This is a genomic window from Streptomyces sp. SudanB25_2051 (assembly GCF_964272635.1).
Taxonomy (GTDB): domain Bacteria; phylum Actinomycetota; class Actinomycetes; order Streptomycetales; family Streptomycetaceae; genus Streptomyces.
In genome coordinates this window covers 334,046-350,650 of the sequence record NZ_OZ186787.1, presented here as the reverse complement: position 1 = coordinate 350,650, position 16,605 = coordinate 334,046, and the positions used below count along the sequence as shown (strand labels likewise).

Sequence of the window (16,605 nt, the reverse complement as noted above, 5' to 3'; positions counted from 1 at the left end):
GTTCCCGGTGGAGCGGCAGCGCGGGCCCGCGTCCGCGTCGACAGCCCGCCGTGATCCGCCATTCGAGCCCCCCTTCCCTCACCTTGCCTCCTTCCTCCCGGGCCGCCTCGCCCGCAGCCCCCGCAGCCCCGCCCGCCGACACGTCGCCGTGGCGTTCGCTCAGGTACCGCAGCATGCGCTGGTGGTCCGTCGCGAACTTCGTCTCCAACGCCGGTACGTGGATGCAGCTGACCGTGCAGAACCTGCTGGTCCTGCAGATCACCGGCTCCGCCGCCGCGACCGGGCTGTCCCTGTCCGTCCAGGCCGCGCCGGGCCTGCTGATGGGCGTGGCGGGCGGCGCCCTCGTCGACCGCTGGCCCCGCAAGCTGACCGCCGCCGTCAGCCAGGCGCTCCTCGGCCTCGTCGCGTTCGCCACAGCCCTGCTGGTGGCGTTCGACCAGCTGAACCTGGGCGTCCTGATGGCCCTGGCGGCCGTCACCGGCCTGATCGCCACCGTCGACGGGCCCGCGTGCGCGCTGCTCGGCAACGACCTGGTGCGCGCCGAGGACGTGCCGTCCGCCATCGGCGTCGGCTCCCTCGTCCACAACGCGGGCCGGCTCGCGGGCGCGGGGCTCGCCGGCGTCACCGTGGCGTTCCTCGGCACGGCGTCGGCGTACGCGGCGAACGGGCTGTCGTTCCTCTTCGTGACGGCGGTCATCCCGTTCCTGCGGCCCGTCCGCGAGCCGGCCCGGCCGGTGCCGTCGGGCCGGCACGTGCCGCCGGTGCCGGCCGGGGAGCCCGTCACGCACGGCGCCGACGACGCCCGGATGGGCGTACGGGAGGGGCTGGCGTTCTTCGCCCGCCGCCCGCGACTGGTGGCCCTCGCGGTCATCTCGGGGGTAAGCGCCGTGTTCGGGCGCAACTACAGCCTGACCCTGGCCGTCCTCGTCGCCGGGCCGCTCGCGGGCGGGGCCGCCGCGTTCGGCACGGTCTCCACCGTCCTCGCGGCCGGCGGGATCGTCGGCGCCGTCCTGGGCGCGCGGCTTCGCAGGCCGTCCGTCCGGCTCGTCGGCACGCTCGCGGCGGCCGGCGGCCTCCTCCAGGTCGCCGCCGGGCTGTCACCGTCGCTGGCGGTGCTGCTGGTGCTGGTCCTGCCGATGGCCGTCGCCGAGTCGGTGTCGGACACCGCCGGGACGACCGTCCTGCAGACCGACCCGCCGCCGCACCTGCGGGGCCGGGTGCTCGGCGTGTGGGGCAGCGTCCGCACGGTGTGGAGCCTCGCCGGCCCGCCGGCGCTGGGGCTGCTCATGGAGCTGGCGGGGGCGCGGGGGGCGCTGGTGTTGGGCGGGCTGACGATCGCGGCGGTCGTGGCCGCGGGCCGGGTGGGGCACGCGCGGCGCGGGCCGGCGCCGGTGCTCCTCACCCCGGGCCCGAAGCCCGCCCCGACCCTCACCCCAGCCGCCTGACCCCAGCACGCCGCACCCCGGGCCCCGTCCGGCCCGCGGGGGCTGCGCCGTGGCGGGTGCCGCTTCCAGCGCTTACCGCACCTGTGGGTACCCTCCCGGGCGGGGTACCCCGTTGTGCCCACCCGTTCCGCCCTGGGGGTCCCCCCTGGACGAAGTCCTTGGGGGAGGAACGCATGCCCACAACGGGGTTGGGCCCGCTCCCTGTCCTGCCGCACAACGGGGGCACCCTCCTGGGCGGGTGCCCGGTGTGCCCACCCACCCCGAAGCTCTCGGCTTCGCTGGAGCAGGGGTTACCCCCATCGCCCTGAGGCCCCTGGACAAAGTCCTTGGGGGAGGAACGTCTGCCCACAACGGGGCGGGGTCGTTTCTCCGCCTGCCGCACAGGTTGGCACAGCGGGCCCTGGTGCGGGCAGGTGTGTGGCCTGCCAGGGGCCGCCAGAGGGCGGCGGGTCCGTGGGGCGGGGCTTCAGTCGGGGGGTGTGCGGGTGGCCGCGCGGGCCGCCCGGTGGGCCAGGAGAGTGGTCGAGCGGCCGTCCAGATACGGCAGCACCACCGCCTGCCCGCCCCACGCCCGCAGCACCTCCGCCTCCGGCAGATCCTCCGCCGAGTAGTCGCCGCCCTTCACCCACACATCCGGCTTCAGCCGCGTCAGCAGCTCCGCGGGCGTGTCCCCGTCGAACACCGCGACCGCGTCCACACTGCCGAGCCCGGCCAGCACCCGCGTCCGGTCCGCGATCGGGTTCAGCGGGCGGCCCGGCCCCTTCAGGCGTGTCACCGACTCGTCGGAGTTGACGCACACGATCAGGCAGTCGCCGATCCGCCGCGCGCTCTCCAGCAGGCCCACGTGGCCGGCGTGCAGCAGGTCGAAGCAGCCGCCCGTCGCCACCACCGTCCCGCCTCGCGCCCGCACCCGCGCGGCCAGCGCGAACGGATCGGTCACCGGCGGCTCGTGCCGGCCCCGCTCCGCGGGCGACCGCCACAGCGCCGGGTTGCCCGCGCCGCCCGCCGCCACGAACGCCGCTGCCTCCGCGACGCCCCGCTGCACGGCCTCCTCCGGCAGCGCCCCGTCGGCCAGCGCGGCGGCCGTGGCCGCGGCGAAGCAGTCGCCCGCCCCGCACGGGTCCCCGGCCGCCCGGTAGGGGGCCGGGACCAGCATCGGCGTGCCGGCGTCGGGCCCCGGCCGGGTCAGCAGCACGCCCCGCTCGCCGAGCGTCACCGCGACCGTCGCCGCCCGCCACCGCTCCGCCAGCTCCGCGCCCCGCCGCGCGTACGCCCGCAGCGACTCGCCGCCCGTGCCGGGGCTGAGCGCCCGCGTCTCGGCGGCGTTCGGCGTGACGATCCGCACGCCCGGTACGGGCGCGCCGCCGCGCGGGTGCGGGTCCCACACGACCGGCACGCGCGGCGCGATGGCCGCCAGCACGTCCCGTACCGCGCCGGCGGTGTGCCGCCCGTAGTCCGCGACGAGCACCGCGTGCGCGTCGGTCAGCGCCTCCCGTACCGCCCGGTCGGGCTTGCCGGGGTCGCCGCCGCCGCGGTCGATCCGCACCAGCGGCCGACCGGACGCCAGTACGCGGGTCTTGACCGGCAGCGTGCCCCGCAGCGGCAGCTCCACCAGCCGCACCCGGCCCTCCAGGGACCCGCGCACCGCGTCGCTCGCCGGGTCGTCGCCCAGCGCCGTGACCAGCACCACCTCCCGCCCGCCGCGCGTGGCCAGCGCGGCGGCGAGACCGGCGCCGCCGGGCCGCCGGTGGTCGCCCGTCACGTCGACGACCGGCGCGGGCGCGTCCGGCGCGAGCCGCGTGGAGACGCCCTCGATGTCCTCGTCCAGCAGCGCGTCCCCGACGACCACCAGCGGCCGGCGGGCGGTCATGACATCCTCCGCCGCGCCGCCGCCGGCTCGAACGCCCCGGCGGCCCCGCCGGTCCGCCAGTGCGGGCCCGTCTCGACGGCCGAGTCGAAGCACTCGCACAGCACGTGCACCGCCACCAGGTGCGTCTCCTGCACGGTCGCCGTCGACGGGGCGTCCACGCACAGCGCCTCGTGCGCGGCCTCCGCCAGCGGGTTCGGCGCGGGCCCGGTCAGCGCCCACACCCGCAGCCCCGCCGAACGCGCGGTGGCGGCCGCCGCGATGAGATTGCCGCTCCGCCCGGACGTGGACAGCAGCAGCAGGACGTCACCGGGCCGGCCGTGCGCGGCGACCTGCCGCGCGTACACCTGGTCGAAGCCGTAGTCGTTGCCGATCGCCGTGACGCTGGACGTCTCGGCGTGCAGGGAGATCGCCGAGTACGCGGGCCGCTCCCTCCGGTAGCGGCCCACCAGCTCGGCCGTCAGATGCTGCGCCTGCGCGGCGCTCCCGCCGTTCCCCGCGGCCAGCAGCCGCCCGCCGCCCTGAAGGACGACGGCGAGCCGGGAGCCCCAGTGGGCCACCCGGTCCAGGTGCTCGCGGCGGAACCGGCCGACGGCCTCCTCCAGCGACGCGCAGTGCCGCCGCGCCGCCTCGCGCGCCGCACCGGGCAGGCCGCCGTCGCGCGTGCCGTCGGGAAGACCGCCGGTGAGGCCGTCGGGCAGGCCGCGCGTGAGGCCGTCGGGGAACTCTTCGGGGAGGGAGAATTCGCTCATGTGTGTTCGGGCGCCTGCTTCCGGCGGATGGCCGCGGCGGACCCGCACCTCCTTCGTCGTTCGGTTCGGCAGCTGGTCGGCGTCGAATCGGTGTCTGATCGGCTGAAGGCCGGGGGCGGGGCTCAGGCCGCGTCCGTGACGGTGGGCCGGGTGGCCCGCACCCGCGCGTACACCGCCTCGGTCGCCGCCCCGACACGGCTCCAGTCGTACCGGCCCAGCACCCGCCGCCGCCCGGCCGCGCCGCACGCGGCCCGCAGCTCCGGGTCGGCCAGGAACTCCGCGGCGGCCCGCGCCAGGGCGGCCGGGTCGCGGGGCGGTACGAGACGGCCGCACTCGGGGTCGGCGACCGTGTCCAGCTGCCCGCCCACGGCGGTGGCCACCACGGGACGCCCGCACGCCATGGCCTCCAGCGGCACGATGCCGAACGGCTCGTAGTCCGCCGGGCACACCACCACGTCGGCGCTGCGCAGCAGCGGCGCCACGTCGTCGCGGGAGACCGCGCCGAGGAACCGCACCCGGTCGCCGACGCCCGCGAGGCGCGCGATCCGGCGCAGCCGCCGCACCTCCGGGTCGGCGTCCAGCCCGCCCGGCGGCGGACCGCCCACGATCACCAGCTCCGTGTCGGGCAGCCGGGACAGCGCCACGATCGTCACCGCCGCGCCCTTGCGGGGCACCAGCCGGCCCAGCTGCAGCAGCCGGTGCCGCGCCGGTCCGCGCGGGGCGGCCGGGCCGACGGGGGTGAACTGCGCGGGGTCCACGCCGCACGGCACGACGCTCACCCGCTCGGGAGGGATGCCCATGCGCCGCAGCTCGCGCACCTCGTCCCGGCAGGTCGCGATGACCCGGTCGCAGGCGAGCCCCACCTCGCACTCGGCGCCGATCCGCTCGGGCGGACTGGTGTCGGCGGCCTTCTGGTGGCGCCGCTTCACCGTGCCCAGCGCGTGGTAGGTGTGCAGCAGCGGCACCCGCAGGGCTTGTGAGGCCCGTACGGCGGCGATCCCGGACATCCAGAAGTGCGAGTGCACCACGTCCGGCGGCCGATCCTCCAGCACGCCCGCCATGTAACGCCCGAACGCCTCCATGTACGGCAGCAGTCCGTCCTTCGGCACCGGCTCGGGAGGACCCGCCGGCACATGGTGGACGACGACTCCGGGCCGCATCCCCACCTCGTCGGGCAGCCGAGGGTCGTCGCGCCGGGTGAATACCGTCACCTGGTGGCCGCGGTCGGCGAGCGCCCCGGCCAGCCGCGCGACGTGCACGTTCTGCCCGCCCGCGTCGACGCCTCCCAGCGCCGCGAGCGGACTGGCGTGCTCCGACACGAGCACCACCGACAGGGGTTCCACGGGGTCGTGGCCGGTCATGAGCGCACCTCCGTCAACACGCGCTCCCAGTCGTCCAGGAAGCGTTTGAGCCCGTACCGTTCCAGGGCCGCCTGCCGGGCGCGGGCGCCGTCCTCGGCGGCCGCCTCCGGCTCCTCCAGATAGCGGCGGGCGGCCGCCGCCAGCACCTCGGGCCGGGTCGACAGGACCCCGGTGCCCGCCGGGACGGCCTCCACGGCCTCCGTGGTGGCCAGCGCCACCACGGGCATGCCCAGGTGCATCGCCTCCAGCAGGGACAGCCCGAGCGACGTCCACCGCACCGGGTGCAGGTACAGCCGCCGCTGCGCCATCGCCGCGTGCAGCTCCCGCTGCGGCAGGTCCTGCGCCCGGCACCGGTCCTCGGGCAGGCCCAGGTGCGCGGCCAGGCCCTCGGTGCGCATCCCGAACACATCGAGCGGCGCCGCCTCCGACAGCGCGGGCAGCAGATCCGTACCGGTGTAACGGCCGCGCCGCACCGGCTCGTTGACGACGACCGCCGCGCGGGGCAGCCGCCCCGTGTACAGGTGGCCGGGGTCGACGATGCCGTGCTCGACGACCTCGGTGCGAGCCCTGCCGCTGTCCCAGAACAGCCGGTTGAAGTGGGTGACGTGGACGAGCGTCAGCCCGTCCCGGTCGGCGCACGGGTGCCGGGTGTCCGGCACGTTCCCGTCGGGCGCGTTGTGCTCCAGGTACACGACGGGCACATCGCGTCCGGGGCGCCGCCCGCCGAGCCAGCGCTCGGCGAGCTCGAACTCCTCGGGCCGCTGGAGGAGGACCACGTCGACCTGCTCCTCGCGGAGCCGGGCGGGCGTCACCTCCCGTACGGTGTCGGGCCAGCTGAACGTCCGCGCCCGGCCCCGCCCGTCGGGGCCCCGGTCGGGCAGCACGGGGACGAGGTAGGTGTGCGGGCCCTGGACGAACGCCGTCGTCCAGGAGCCGTGGACGTGCCAGAGCAGGATGTTCACCGCGCCGACCTCCTCACCGACTGGGAGTCCTGCGAGTCCGCCGTGAAGAACGCGCCCCGGCGCACCGCGTACGGGCCGATCGCCAGCAGGTCGACCGGTGTCGAGCCGAAGCACTCCAGCGCGTCGCGCGGGTCGTCCACCATGGGCCGGCCCGCCGTGTTGAGGCTGGTGTTGACGACCACCGGCAGACCGGTGCGCCGCTCGAACTCCTCCAGCATCCGCGCGACCAGCGGCTCGGCGTCGCGGTCCACGGTCTGGATGCGGGCGGTGCCATCGACGTGGACGACGGCCGGGACGCGCTCGCGCCACTCGGGCGCCACCTCGTGCACGAACAGCATGTACGGGCTGGGCAGCTGCCCCGTGAAGATCTCCGCGGCCCGCTCGGCGAGCACCATCGGCGCGACCGGGCGGAACTGCTCGCGGCCCTTGACGTCGTTGAGCCGCTCCAGGTTCCCCGCGTGCCCGGGATGGGCGAGCAGGGAGCGGTGGCCGAGCGCCCTCGGGCCGTACTCCGAACGCCCCTGGAACCAGGCGACGATCGCGTTGTCCGCCAGCGCCTCGGCCACGGTCGCCGCGATGTCCGGCGGCCGGTCGAACGGCACCGCCGCCGTCTTCAGCCAGGCGCCCAGCTCCGCGTCGGACCAGTCGCGGCCCAGGTCGGCGCCGCCCATCGGCGCCACCTCGTCCCCGGCGCGCGCCGCGAGCAGCATCGCCCCGCCCAGGGCGGTACCGGCGTCACCGGCGGCCGGCTGCACCCACACCCGTGAGAACGGGCCCTCGCGGGCGATGCGCGCGTTGGCCACGCAGTTGAGCGCCACACCGCCGGCGAGCGTCAGCAGCGAGTCGTGCGTCCGGCCGTGCAGCCACCGCACCAGGTCCAGCAGCGTCTCCTCCAGCACCGCCTGGGCGCTCGCCGCCAGGTCCGCGTGGTCCTGCGTCCACGCCTCCTCCGGGCCGCGCGGCGGGCACAGCTCCCGCCACGGCACGCCCGCCGCGCGGAAGCCGCCGTCACCGGTCGGGTACACGAACCGGCGCATCTCCTGGAGCATCCGGGGGCGGCCGTACGAGGCGAGCGCCATCACCTTGAACTCGTCGGACGAGCGCAGGAACCCGAGGTGCTCGGTCAGCTCCTCGTACACCAGGCCCAGCGAGTGCGGCAGGTCCTGCGCGGCCAGCGGCTCCAGCCGGTCGTGGACGCGGCGGGCCGCCAGATGCGACGCCCGCTCGCCGCGCCCGTCCAGGACCAGCACGGAACTGGTCGCGGCCCCCGGTTCCCCGGTCGCGAACGCGGCGGACGCGGCGTGCGCCATGTGGTGCGGCACGAACCTGACCGCCTCCGGGTCGAGGCCGGGCAGCGCCGTCTTCAGGAAGCCGGGCGCCTCGCGCGCGTAGGTGAGCCGCAGATGGTCCCACGGGTCGCGCAGGCCCATCTCGTCGGCGGGCCGGGCGAGCGCCGGGTCGAACGAGTACGCGACGGCGTCCAGGTCCTGCGGGCGCAGCCCGGCCCGTTCGAGGCACCAGGCGGCGGCCTTCTCGGGGAGTTCCCAGGCGGAGAAGGGCACGGGACGTTTGCCGTGCTTGCGCCGGGAGAAGCGTTCCTCCTCGGCTGCGGCGACCACGTGTCCGTCGACGACCAGCGCGGCGGCGGGATCGTGGAAGAGGGCGTTGATTCCGAGAATGCGCATGGGCTACCTGTCTTTCGGCGCGTCGGGGCGCGGTGCGACGGCGGGGGAGAAGGGAGGGTGCCGTGGCGGCACGGGGTGACGGCCGGTCAGGCGGCGGGCGCGGTGCCGGCCGCACCGTCCGCGCGGAACCATTCGATGGTCCGCCGCAGCCCGTCCTCGACCGGGACCCGCGGCTCCCACTGGAGCTTGTCGCGCGCGAGCGTGATGTCCGGGCAGCGCACGGCCGGGTCGTCGGTGGGCCGCTCGATGTACCGGATCTCCGAGCGGGAACCGGCCAGTTCGATGATCAGCCGGGCCAGCTCCAGCATGGTGGTCTCGGCCGGGTTGCCGATGTTCACGGGGCCGCGCAGCCCGTGCGCGGCGGCGGCCAGGATGCCCCGTACGGTGTCGTCGACGTAGCACAGCGACCGCGTCTGGAGCCCGTCGCCGGTGACCGTGAGCGGCTCGCCGGCCAGCGCCTGCCGCACGAACGTCGGCACGGCGCGCCCGTCGTGGCCGCGCATCCTCGGGCCGTAGGTGTTGAACAGCCGGACGATGCCCACGTCCGTGCCGTACGTCTCCGCCTGGGCGGTCGTCAACGCCTCGGCGAACCGTTTCGCCTCGTCGTACACGCTGCGCGGCCCGACCGGGTTGACGTTGCCCCAGTACCGCTCGTTCTGCGGATGCTGCTGGGGGTCGCCGTACACCTCCGACGTCGAGGCCAGCAGGAACCGCGCCTCCGCCCGGTGGGCCAGCTCCAGCGCGTGCCGTGTGCCGAGGCTGCCGGCGTCCAGCGTGTGCAGCGGCAGCCGCAGATAGTCGGCCGGCGACGCGGGGGAGGCGAAGTGCAGCACCAGGTCGGGCGGGCGGCCCACCTCGAACGGCTCCGAGACGTCCGCCTCGATCAGCGTGAAGTCCGGGTGCTCCAGCAGCGGGGCGACGTTCTCGCGCCGGCCGGTGCTGAAGTCGTCCACGCAGGTCACGGCCGTACCGGCGGCGAGCAGCGCGGAGCACAGATGGGACCCGACGAAGCCTGCGCCGCCCGTCACGACGGCGTGCTGCCAACTCCGGGCGAAGGTGTTCATACGGTCTCCTCGGTCGACGGTCATGGCGCCACGGTCTCCGTGATCAGCAGGTCCGTCAGCGCGGACATCCCGCCCTCGGCGAGGGCCTTGCGCTGGAGGTCCGCCGATGTGCCCTGCTGGAGCAGCCGGTGCACCAGCGAGGTCACCTCGCGGGTGTCCCCGGCCTCCTCCAGCGCCGGCGTCACGGAGTCGAGCAGGCGGACGAGCACGTCCCCGGCCCGGCGGGCGCGGCCCTCCGGGTCGATCAGGAGCTCGCTCAGTCCGTACCGGGCCGCGTACCAGTTCGCGGCCTGGAGCCGTTCGGGAGGGCAGTCGGGCAGCGGCTCGCCGGCCTCGTGGGCCCGCAGGGCCGTCGCCACCATGGCCCGGATCAGCCCCGCGAACATCACCGCGGCGTCCGCCCTCAGCTGCACGTCCGCGCAGCGGACCTCCACGGTCGGATAGCGCTCCGACAGCCGGGCCTGCCAGTAGATCTGGCCGGTGTCGGAGATCACCCCGGAGTCGAGCAGGGTCCGCACCCGCCGGTCGTGGTCGGCGGCGTCGGCGAAGGCCGGCGGCGGGCCGCTCACCGCCCATCTGCCGTAGATCACGGTCCGCCAGCTGGCGAAGCCCGTGTCGTGCCCGTCCCACAGCGGCGAGTTGGACGACATCGCCACCAGGACGGGAAGCCAGGGCCTGATCCGGTTGAGCACGGCGACCGCCGAGGGCCGGTCGGGCACCGCGACGTGCACGTGCATGCCGTTCACCAGCTGCTCGTCCACCAGTTGGGGCGCCTGCGAGCGCATGGCCAGATAGCGGGCGCTCTCCGTCACCGCCACGGGGCCGGGACCCCGGTACGGGGCGGTGCCCGTCGCCACGATCCGGCATCCGTTCTTCTCCGCCGCCGTCCCCAGCGCGTGCCGCAGCCGCAGCAGATGGCCGCCGACTTCGTCCAGGTCCGAGCAGACGGGGGTGGCCACCTCGATCTGGGACTGCAGCAGCTCCGACTGGACCTCCTGGTCCTCCACGATCGGGCCCAGACCCGCCGCCCTGCGCACCTCGTCGGCGAGGGGCACCGGCAGGCAGGTGACCGGATCGACGAGGAAGTACTCTTCCTCGACCCCAACTGTGATCATGTGCCGCCGGGTACCCGGAAAACTCAGTGCGAACCGGTACATACGGTACGAAGCGCTTCCCTCACCCGATCAGCGGACAGCGGGGTTCGGGCCCCGCGGACCGCCGGGGGCGGGACCCGGGCCAGCCGGTGGGGCGCCTCGGACGCCGCGTACCGCCCGCTGGGGCGCATGTGGACCGCCGGGCGGGGAGCACCCTCGGGCGTCGGCGCATGCGGGCCGGCGGGCGGGAGCTCCCTCGGGCGTCGGCGCATCCGGACCGGCGGGCGGGCAGTCCCCGGCGCCGGCGGACGTACCGGGCGCGGCGGCGCTCCGGTGTTCAGCGCACCGGCGTGCCCGCGCGCGCCTCGCCCTCCGCGTCCACGCCGGCCGCCGCGTCCCGGGCCCCGGGCGCCGTCCCGCGCCTCCGGCCCCGCGCCCCGCCGCCGTCCACCAGCCGCGCCGCCGCCTCCACCTTCGGGGGCAGCCGCCGCCGCGCCCGCAGCGCGGCCGGGAGCCGCTCCAGCACCCCGCGCAGCGCCTCCCGTGCCTCCGGGTCCCGCCGCGCGTCCGCCACCAGGCGCACGGTCCGCCGCGCCGCCACCGACAGCGGCCGCCGCAGCCACGCCGTCAGCACGGCGTTGCGCCGCATCACCGCGCGCCGGCCGTCCCGCACGCCCCCGACCGGGCTGTGCACGGCCACCACCTCCGGGCAGTGGCACACCGCCCAGCCGCACGCCTCCAGGTCGAACGCGAGGAGCTGCTCCTCCCCGGCGAAGAACACGACCGGGTGGTAGCCGCCCGCCTCCAGGAACGCCTCGCGCCGCGCGACGGCCGCGCATGCCAGGAAGCCCAGCACCCGCGTGCCGGGCAGCCCGTGCTCGCGGCCCAGGGGCGAAGCGGCCAGCTCCGCGTTGAGCGGGTCGTCGCGGCCCTCGTCGCCCACCCGCACGGTCGCGGCGACCAGGCCCAGCCGGGGGTGCGCGTCCAGCAGCCGCTCGGCGGCCGCCAGCGCGCCCGGCTCCCACCACGAGTCGTCGTCGCTGAACGCCACGTACGGCGTACGGGCGTGCCGCGCGCCGAGCGTGCGCCCCACCGCGCCGAGGTTCCGGCCGGGGGAGACCAGCGTCACCCCGGGGTGGCGGGCGGCGACCGCGCCGGCGGTGCCGTCCGACGAGCCGTTGTCGACGACCACGACGTGCGGCCGCTCGGGCAGCGCGGCCAGCCGGTCCAGGGTGTGCAGCAGCTGGTCGCGCCGGTCGCGGGTGATGACCACGACGGTCGTGCGGGAAGCGGCCGCGTGCGGGCCGGCGGTACGGGGCTCGTGGGCGGTCACGTCCGGGACACCTCCAGATGGGGGAGCAGGGCGGAGAGGACCTCGTCCGGCCCGATGCGCAGCAGCCGCGGGTCGGGCTCCCCGCCGTGCGGGTCGCCCGGCGGGCCCGGATGCCACAGCGCCACGTGCCGCGTACCCGGCGGCGGCCCCCACAAGCGCGGCGGCACCGGCCCGAACAGCGTCACGGACGGCGCCCCGTACGCGACGGCGACGTGCGCCACGCCCGTGTCGCCGCTCACCACGGCCGCCGCCCCGGCGCACAGCGCGGCGAGCCGCCCGTACGGCAGGCCGCCCGCGAACACGTCCCCGTCCGCCGTGCCCGATGCCTGCGCGACCCGCGCCAGCAGCGCGTCCTCGCCCGGCCCGCCCGTCAGCACCACCCGCCGGCCGCGCCGCCGGACCTCGCGCACGACCCACGCGTACCGCTCCGGGGGCCACCGCCGCGCCGGGGCGTCCGCGCCGGGGTGCACCACCACCGCGCCGGGCGCCGGGGACGGCTCGGCGGGCGGCGGCAGCCGCAGGTCGCCGGGGTCGGCGGGGACGCCGTACCACTCCAGCAGCCGGCACCAGCGGGCCCGCTCGTGCTCCTCCGCCGTCCACACCGGGCCGTCGATGTGCGGGGTCCCCGGGTGGGCGAACGCCAGCAGCCGCCGAGGCCCCGTCCGCTCCAGCGCCAGATGGCTGGAGGGGCCCCTGCCGTGCAGGTCCACGGCCACGTCCGGGGGCGGCCCCCGCCACGGCAGGCGCACCGGCACGGCACGCCCCGGAGCCGACGCGGGCAGCAGCGCGTCCACCGCGTCCACCGCCGCCACCACGTCGGCCAGCGCCCTCGGCGCGGCGAGCACCACCTCGTGTCCGGGAAAGCCGCGCCGCACCGCCCGCAGCGCGGGCACCGACGCCAGCAGGTCACCGAGCCCGAGCGCCCGCAGCACCAGGACCCGGGGCCTCACTCCGCCGCCTCCAGCAGCTTCCCCACGGCCGCCACCACGTCCTCCGCCGTCACCTCGTCCAGGCACGGGTGGCCCGGCAGCGGGCACTCCCTCGCCCGCGACCCGGCGCACCCGGCGTCCTGGTCGCCGAGCAGCACGTGCGGCACGCCGTACGGGCCCCACCGCTCGGCCGGCACGACCGGCGAGAACAGCGAGACGACCGGGGTGCCGACCGCTGCCGCCAGGTGCGCGGGACCCGTGTTGCCGGTCACCACCACGCCTGCCGCGGCGAGGACCGCCGCGAGTTCGGGCGGGCCGGTGCGGCCGCCGAGGTCGACCCCGTGCCGGCCCGCAACGTGCGCGGTCAGCTCCCGCTCGTCGGGGCCGCCCGTGACGACGACCCGGTGGCCCGCCCCGGCGAGCAGCCGCACCGCCTGGGCGCACCGGTCGGGGCTCCACCGGCGGGCCGGGACGCTGGCGCCGGGGTGGACGGCGACGTACGGGCCGGGACCGGTCAGCTCCCGGGCGGCCGGGCCGTGCCGCACCCGCAGCCGCCCGTCGTCGCCCGGCGGCCGCGGGAAGCCCGCCGCCTCGGCCAGCGCGAGCGCCGCCTCGGCCTCGTGGGCGCGCGGCGGCCGCTGGTGGCGCACGTCGAGCAGGGAGCCGGGCGCGTCGACGCTGTCCGCCGCGATGTGCGGGACGTGCGCCATCCGCAGCAGCAGCGCGGCCGGCAGGGGGCTCTGGTGGAACGAGGTCAGGACGAGCGCCGTGTCGAACCGGCCCGCCGCCAGCCGGTCCACGATCCGCCCGATGTCGGTCCGGTCCACGGGCGGCGGCGTGAACCCCACCCACGGCGCCTCCCACACGAGCACCTCGTCCACGCCCGGCAGCAGCCGCGCGGCGGGCGCGCCCTGCGGTCCGCACAGCATCGCCACGCGGTCCGCGCGGTGCGCCACCGCCCGTACGGCGGGCCCGGCGAGCAGCACGTCCCCGAAGCTGTCGAGCCGTACGACCAGCGCCCTCATACCGGCCTCCGCCCCGTCCGCACGCGCCTTCCCGGGGCGCCGCACCGGCTCCGCGCGGCCCGTCACACCGGCCTCCGCACGGCCGATGGCCGGCCCAGCACGTGGCGTACGGCGCCCAGCAGGTCGCGGCACACGTCCGGCGCGGCGGCCACCTCGGCGGGCAGCGTCCGCGTCGTCGGCACCAGCACACCCCGCGCGCCCGCCGCGCGCGCCGCGCCCATGTCCGCGCCGATGTCCCCGACGACCACGCACCGCTCGGGCGGCACCCCGAGCCGCCGCGCGGCCTCCAGCACGAGCCCGGGCGCCGGCTTCCGGCAGCCGCAGCCGTCCTCCGGGGTGTGCGGGCAGTGCACCCACACGTCCAGCGGCCGACCCAGCAGGGCGTCGACGCGGGCGTTCACCTCCGCCACCTCACCCTCCGTCAGCAGGCCGCGCCCGATCCCGGACTGGTTGGACACCACCCCGACCGGTATCCCGCGCGCCCGCAGCAGCCGTACGGCCTCCACGGCGCCGGGCATCAGCCGCACCCGCTCGGGGTCCCCGTTGTACGGCACGTCGACGATCAGCGTGTCGTCCCGGTCGAACAGCACGGCGGCGGGCTCCGCGCCGCCGGCGTCCGCGCCCCCCGGCGGGCACCCGTCCCCGGGCTCCCGCGCGAGACCGCCCGCGCCCCGGGCCCCGCTCACGTGGCACCGCCGTTCCACACGCCCGCCGAGCGGTGCCTCAGCACGCCGGTGAGCCGGTGCCAGACGGCGAGCGCGGGGATGGCCGCGCTGGTCACCGCCATGGTCAGCACCTCGTCGGGGGTGCGCGGCCCCGCCGCGATCCGCGCCCGCGCGAACTCCGCCGTCCCCAGCAGCCACCCGGCGGCGGCCAGCGCCGCCGCCCTCCGCCGGCCCGCCGCCGCGAGGACCACGGCCAGCGCGCCCGACGCGGTGACGGCCGCGTGCCGCCGGATCCGGCCGCGCGGCGCGGCGGCCCGCGCCCACCAGTCGGGGCCGTGCAGCCGCACCATCAGCGCGTCGTCGGCGTTGCCGGCCTGCGTCCGCAGCGACACCCAGCGGTCCGCGGGCCGCACCGGGTGCTCGGTGCGCCGGGTGCCGCGCCGGATGACCCAGCCCGCTTCGATCACCCGCAGCGCCAGGTCGGCGTCCTCGCGGAACGCCCGCCGGAACCGCTCGTCGAAACCGCCCACCATCCGCAGCGCCTCCGTCCGGTACGCCATGTCGGCGGTCGCCCACAGGGCCTGCTCCAGGCCCGCCGTGTTCCGCTCCCAGTCCGTGGGCGGCCGGTCGCCGGGCAGGGGGACCCGCAGCACCCCCTGGACGCCGCCGGTGTCGGGGGACGCGGCGGCGAGGTCGGCCGCGAGCTCGGCGCGCCAGGCGGGGCCCACGCGCACGTCGTCGTCCAGGAACACGGTCCACGGCTCCTCGACCTCGCGCAGTCCGGTGTTGCGGGCGGCGGCGGGTCCGCGCCCGCCGCTGCGCAGCACGACGGCCCGGTCGCCCAGCGCGCCGAGCGCGCCGACCGCGTCGAGCGGCAGGGCTCCGGGGCTCTCACCGGGCGGCGGCTCGCCGGGCCGGTCGTCCACGATGACGACGCGCTGCGGCGCGGGACCCTCGCTCGCGGCGAGCGCGCGCAGGCAGTCGGCGAGACAGGGCCGTCCCACGGTGGGGACGACCACGGCGTACGGGGTGGGCGGATGGCTCATGCGGCGGCGCCTCCCGATCCTGGACCGGTCACGAGGGCGTATGAAGTGCCCAGGTTTGATCACTTTATGCATGGATCACGGTGACGCGCAGGCCGATCCGGCCGAACCGCCGAACCCCGCCCCCCGACCCGACCCCGACCCCGCCCCCGTCGCGGCCCTTTGGACGGTCGCCCCGACCCCGGCCCACCGCCGCGCCCGCGCCCGCCCGGCCCCACCGGCCCGCTCGTCTCACGGGTCCGTGTGTCCGCCCCACCTCGCGGCCCGCCGCCCCGCCCGCCCAGGGCCACCGACCCGCGCATCCACCCCAGGCCGCCCCACCGGCTTCCGGTCACGGCCCCGCGCCCCGCCGCCGCCCCGCGCGACCCGCCGCCCCGCGTGCCGCCGCTCCCGCCCAGGTCACCGGCCCGGTCCGCGCCGGCCACCGTTCACCGGCCGCGGCGGCCGCGCTCGCGGAAGCCGTACCCGAGGGCGCGGCCGGTCAGCGCGTGCGGCAGCAGGGCCGCCGCCCGGGCGCCGAACCTGCTGGGCAGTGACCCGGCATGGACGACGCGGCGGCCGCGCATCAGCCCGGCGTACGCCTGCGCCGCCACCAGCGCGGGGTCGTCCTTGTGCCGCCACCGGCCGAGCAGCGTGTGCTCCAAGCCCGCGCGGCGGAAGAAGTCCGTGTCGGTCGCGCCGGGCAGCACGGTCGTGACCGTCACGCCCGTGCCCCGCAGCTCGTCCCGCAGCGACTCGCCCAGGGACCGCAGGTACGCCTTGGTGGCGCCGTACACCGCCTGGTGCGGTCCGGGGACGAGCGCGGCGACCGACGACACGACGAGCAGCCGGCCGGAGCCCGCCGCGACCATGCCGGGCAGCAGCCGGTGCGCCAGATGCGTGGTGGAGGTGACGTTGAGGTCGATGACCCGCGCGAGGTCGGCGAGGTCCGCGTCGAGGAAGGCGCCGCGCGTGCCGACACCGGCGTTGAGCGCGGCGGCGGCGAGGGGGCGCCCGGTGGCGGTGACGGCCTGGTGGAGCCGCTCCACCCCGTCGTACAGCGCCAGATCCGCCCGTACGGCGACGGTGTCGGCGCCCAGTCGGCGCAGCGCGTCGGCGGCGGCGTCCAGGCGGTCGTCGTCGGCGCAGACGACCAGGTCGAAGCCGTGCCGGGCGAACCGTGCGGCGAGCTCGCGCCCGATGCCGCTGGAGGCGCCGGTGACCAGGGCGAGGGGCTTGGCGGCCGGGCCGGTGGATGCGGCGGCGGTGTCGGCGTTCACCGGCGACGGGTACCCGGGGCCCGATTGGCTCGAACGGCCCAAGATGGTTTATCGTTCACCTATGCGGTTGTGAAGGGGGCCTTCACAAAGGCCCCTGGCCCACCGCGTGAGCTGCCCCGGC

Annotated in this window: 14 protein-coding genes; 1 reads left to right on the top strand and 13 read right to left on the bottom strand. The window is 77.3% G+C overall.

The window, feature by feature from the left end:
* Positions 1-173 precede the first annotated feature (173 nt).
* Positions 174-1,445, top strand: coding sequence for an MFS transporter (locus tag ACSUPT_RS01560; protein WP_403503928.1), 1,272 nt, complete (start codon positions 174-176; stop codon positions 1,443-1,445).
* Between the two features lie 466 nt (positions 1,446-1,911).
* Here ACSUPT_RS01560 and rfaE2 read toward each other — a convergent pair whose 3' ends face one another.
* From rfaE2 to ACSUPT_RS01495, 13 genes are all read right to left on the bottom strand, one after another.
* Positions 1,912-3,315 carry a D-glycero-beta-D-manno-heptose 1-phosphate adenylyltransferase gene (rfaE2, locus tag ACSUPT_RS01555; RefSeq protein ID WP_351967125.1) on the bottom strand — a complete coding sequence of 468 codons (1,404 nt, stop codon included), beginning with the start codon at positions 3,313-3,315 and terminating at the stop codon, positions 1,912-1,914.
* Positions 3,312-4,064, bottom strand: a complete 753-nt coding sequence (locus ACSUPT_RS01550) for a D-sedoheptulose-7-phosphate isomerase (RefSeq protein WP_351967124.1) — start codon at positions 4,062-4,064, stop codon at positions 3,312-3,314. Before ACSUPT_RS01550 ends, rfaE2 begins: the two co-directional genes overlap by 4 nt.
* Before the next feature lie 122 nt (positions 4,065-4,186).
* Positions 4,187-5,425 (bottom strand): glycosyltransferase, encoded by a 1,239-nt coding sequence (locus ACSUPT_RS01545; RefSeq protein WP_436943265.1) that lies wholly within the window; start codon positions 5,423-5,425, stop codon positions 4,187-4,189.
* Positions 5,422-6,387, bottom strand: coding sequence for a glycosyltransferase (locus ACSUPT_RS01540; RefSeq protein ID WP_361663460.1), 966 nt, complete (start codon positions 6,385-6,387; stop codon positions 5,422-5,424). Before ACSUPT_RS01540 ends, ACSUPT_RS01545 begins: the two co-directional genes overlap by 4 nt.
* Positions 6,384-8,072, bottom strand: a complete 1,689-nt coding sequence (locus ACSUPT_RS01535; RefSeq protein WP_436943263.1) for a carbamoyltransferase family protein — start codon at positions 8,070-8,072, stop codon at positions 6,384-6,386. Before ACSUPT_RS01535 ends, ACSUPT_RS01540 begins: the two co-directional genes overlap by 4 nt.
* Before the next feature lie 86 nt (positions 8,073-8,158).
* Positions 8,159-9,136 carry a UDP-glucuronic acid decarboxylase family protein gene (locus ACSUPT_RS01530; RefSeq protein WP_351967120.1) on the bottom strand — a complete coding sequence of 326 codons (978 nt, stop codon included), beginning with the start codon at positions 9,134-9,136 and terminating at the stop codon, positions 8,159-8,161.
* 20 nt (positions 9,137-9,156) lie between these two features.
* Complete coding sequence (locus tag ACSUPT_RS01525; RefSeq protein WP_436943262.1) at positions 9,157-10,251, bottom strand: carboxylate-amine ligase; 1,095 nt, start codon at positions 10,249-10,251, stop codon at positions 9,157-9,159.
* 316 nt (positions 10,252-10,567) lie between these two features.
* Positions 10,568-11,563, bottom strand: a complete 996-nt coding sequence (locus ACSUPT_RS01520) for a glycosyltransferase family 2 protein (RefSeq protein WP_436943260.1) — start codon at positions 11,561-11,563, stop codon at positions 10,568-10,570.
* Positions 11,560-12,513 (bottom strand): glycosyltransferase family 9 protein, encoded by a 954-nt coding sequence (locus tag ACSUPT_RS01515; protein WP_436943259.1) that lies wholly within the window; start codon positions 12,511-12,513, stop codon positions 11,560-11,562. Before ACSUPT_RS01515 ends, ACSUPT_RS01520 begins: the two co-directional genes overlap by 4 nt.
* Positions 12,510-13,517: a glycosyltransferase family 9 protein gene (locus tag ACSUPT_RS01510; RefSeq protein ID WP_351967116.1), complete on the bottom strand. Its 1,008-nt coding sequence runs from the start codon at positions 13,515-13,517 to the stop codon at positions 12,510-12,512. Before ACSUPT_RS01510 ends, ACSUPT_RS01515 begins: the two co-directional genes overlap by 4 nt.
* A 62-nt stretch (positions 13,518-13,579) precedes the next feature.
* The gene (locus ACSUPT_RS01505; protein ID WP_436943258.1) at positions 13,580-14,203 is read right to left on the bottom strand and encodes a D-glycero-alpha-D-manno-heptose-1,7-bisphosphate 7-phosphatase; all 624 of its coding nucleotides are present in this window, start codon (positions 14,201-14,203) and stop codon (positions 13,580-13,582) included.
* On the bottom strand, positions 14,200-15,228 hold the full coding sequence (locus tag ACSUPT_RS01500) for a glycosyltransferase family 2 protein (protein WP_351967114.1): 1,029 nt from the start codon (positions 15,226-15,228) through the stop codon (positions 14,200-14,202). The genes ACSUPT_RS01505 and ACSUPT_RS01500 overlap by 4 nt, the downstream gene beginning before the upstream one ends.
* Positions 15,229-15,653: 425 nt before the next feature.
* The gene (locus ACSUPT_RS01495) at positions 15,654-16,484 is read right to left on the bottom strand and encodes an SDR family NAD(P)-dependent oxidoreductase (RefSeq protein WP_436943257.1); all 831 of its coding nucleotides are present in this window, start codon (positions 16,482-16,484) and stop codon (positions 15,654-15,656) included.
* Positions 16,485-16,605 lie beyond the last annotated feature (121 nt).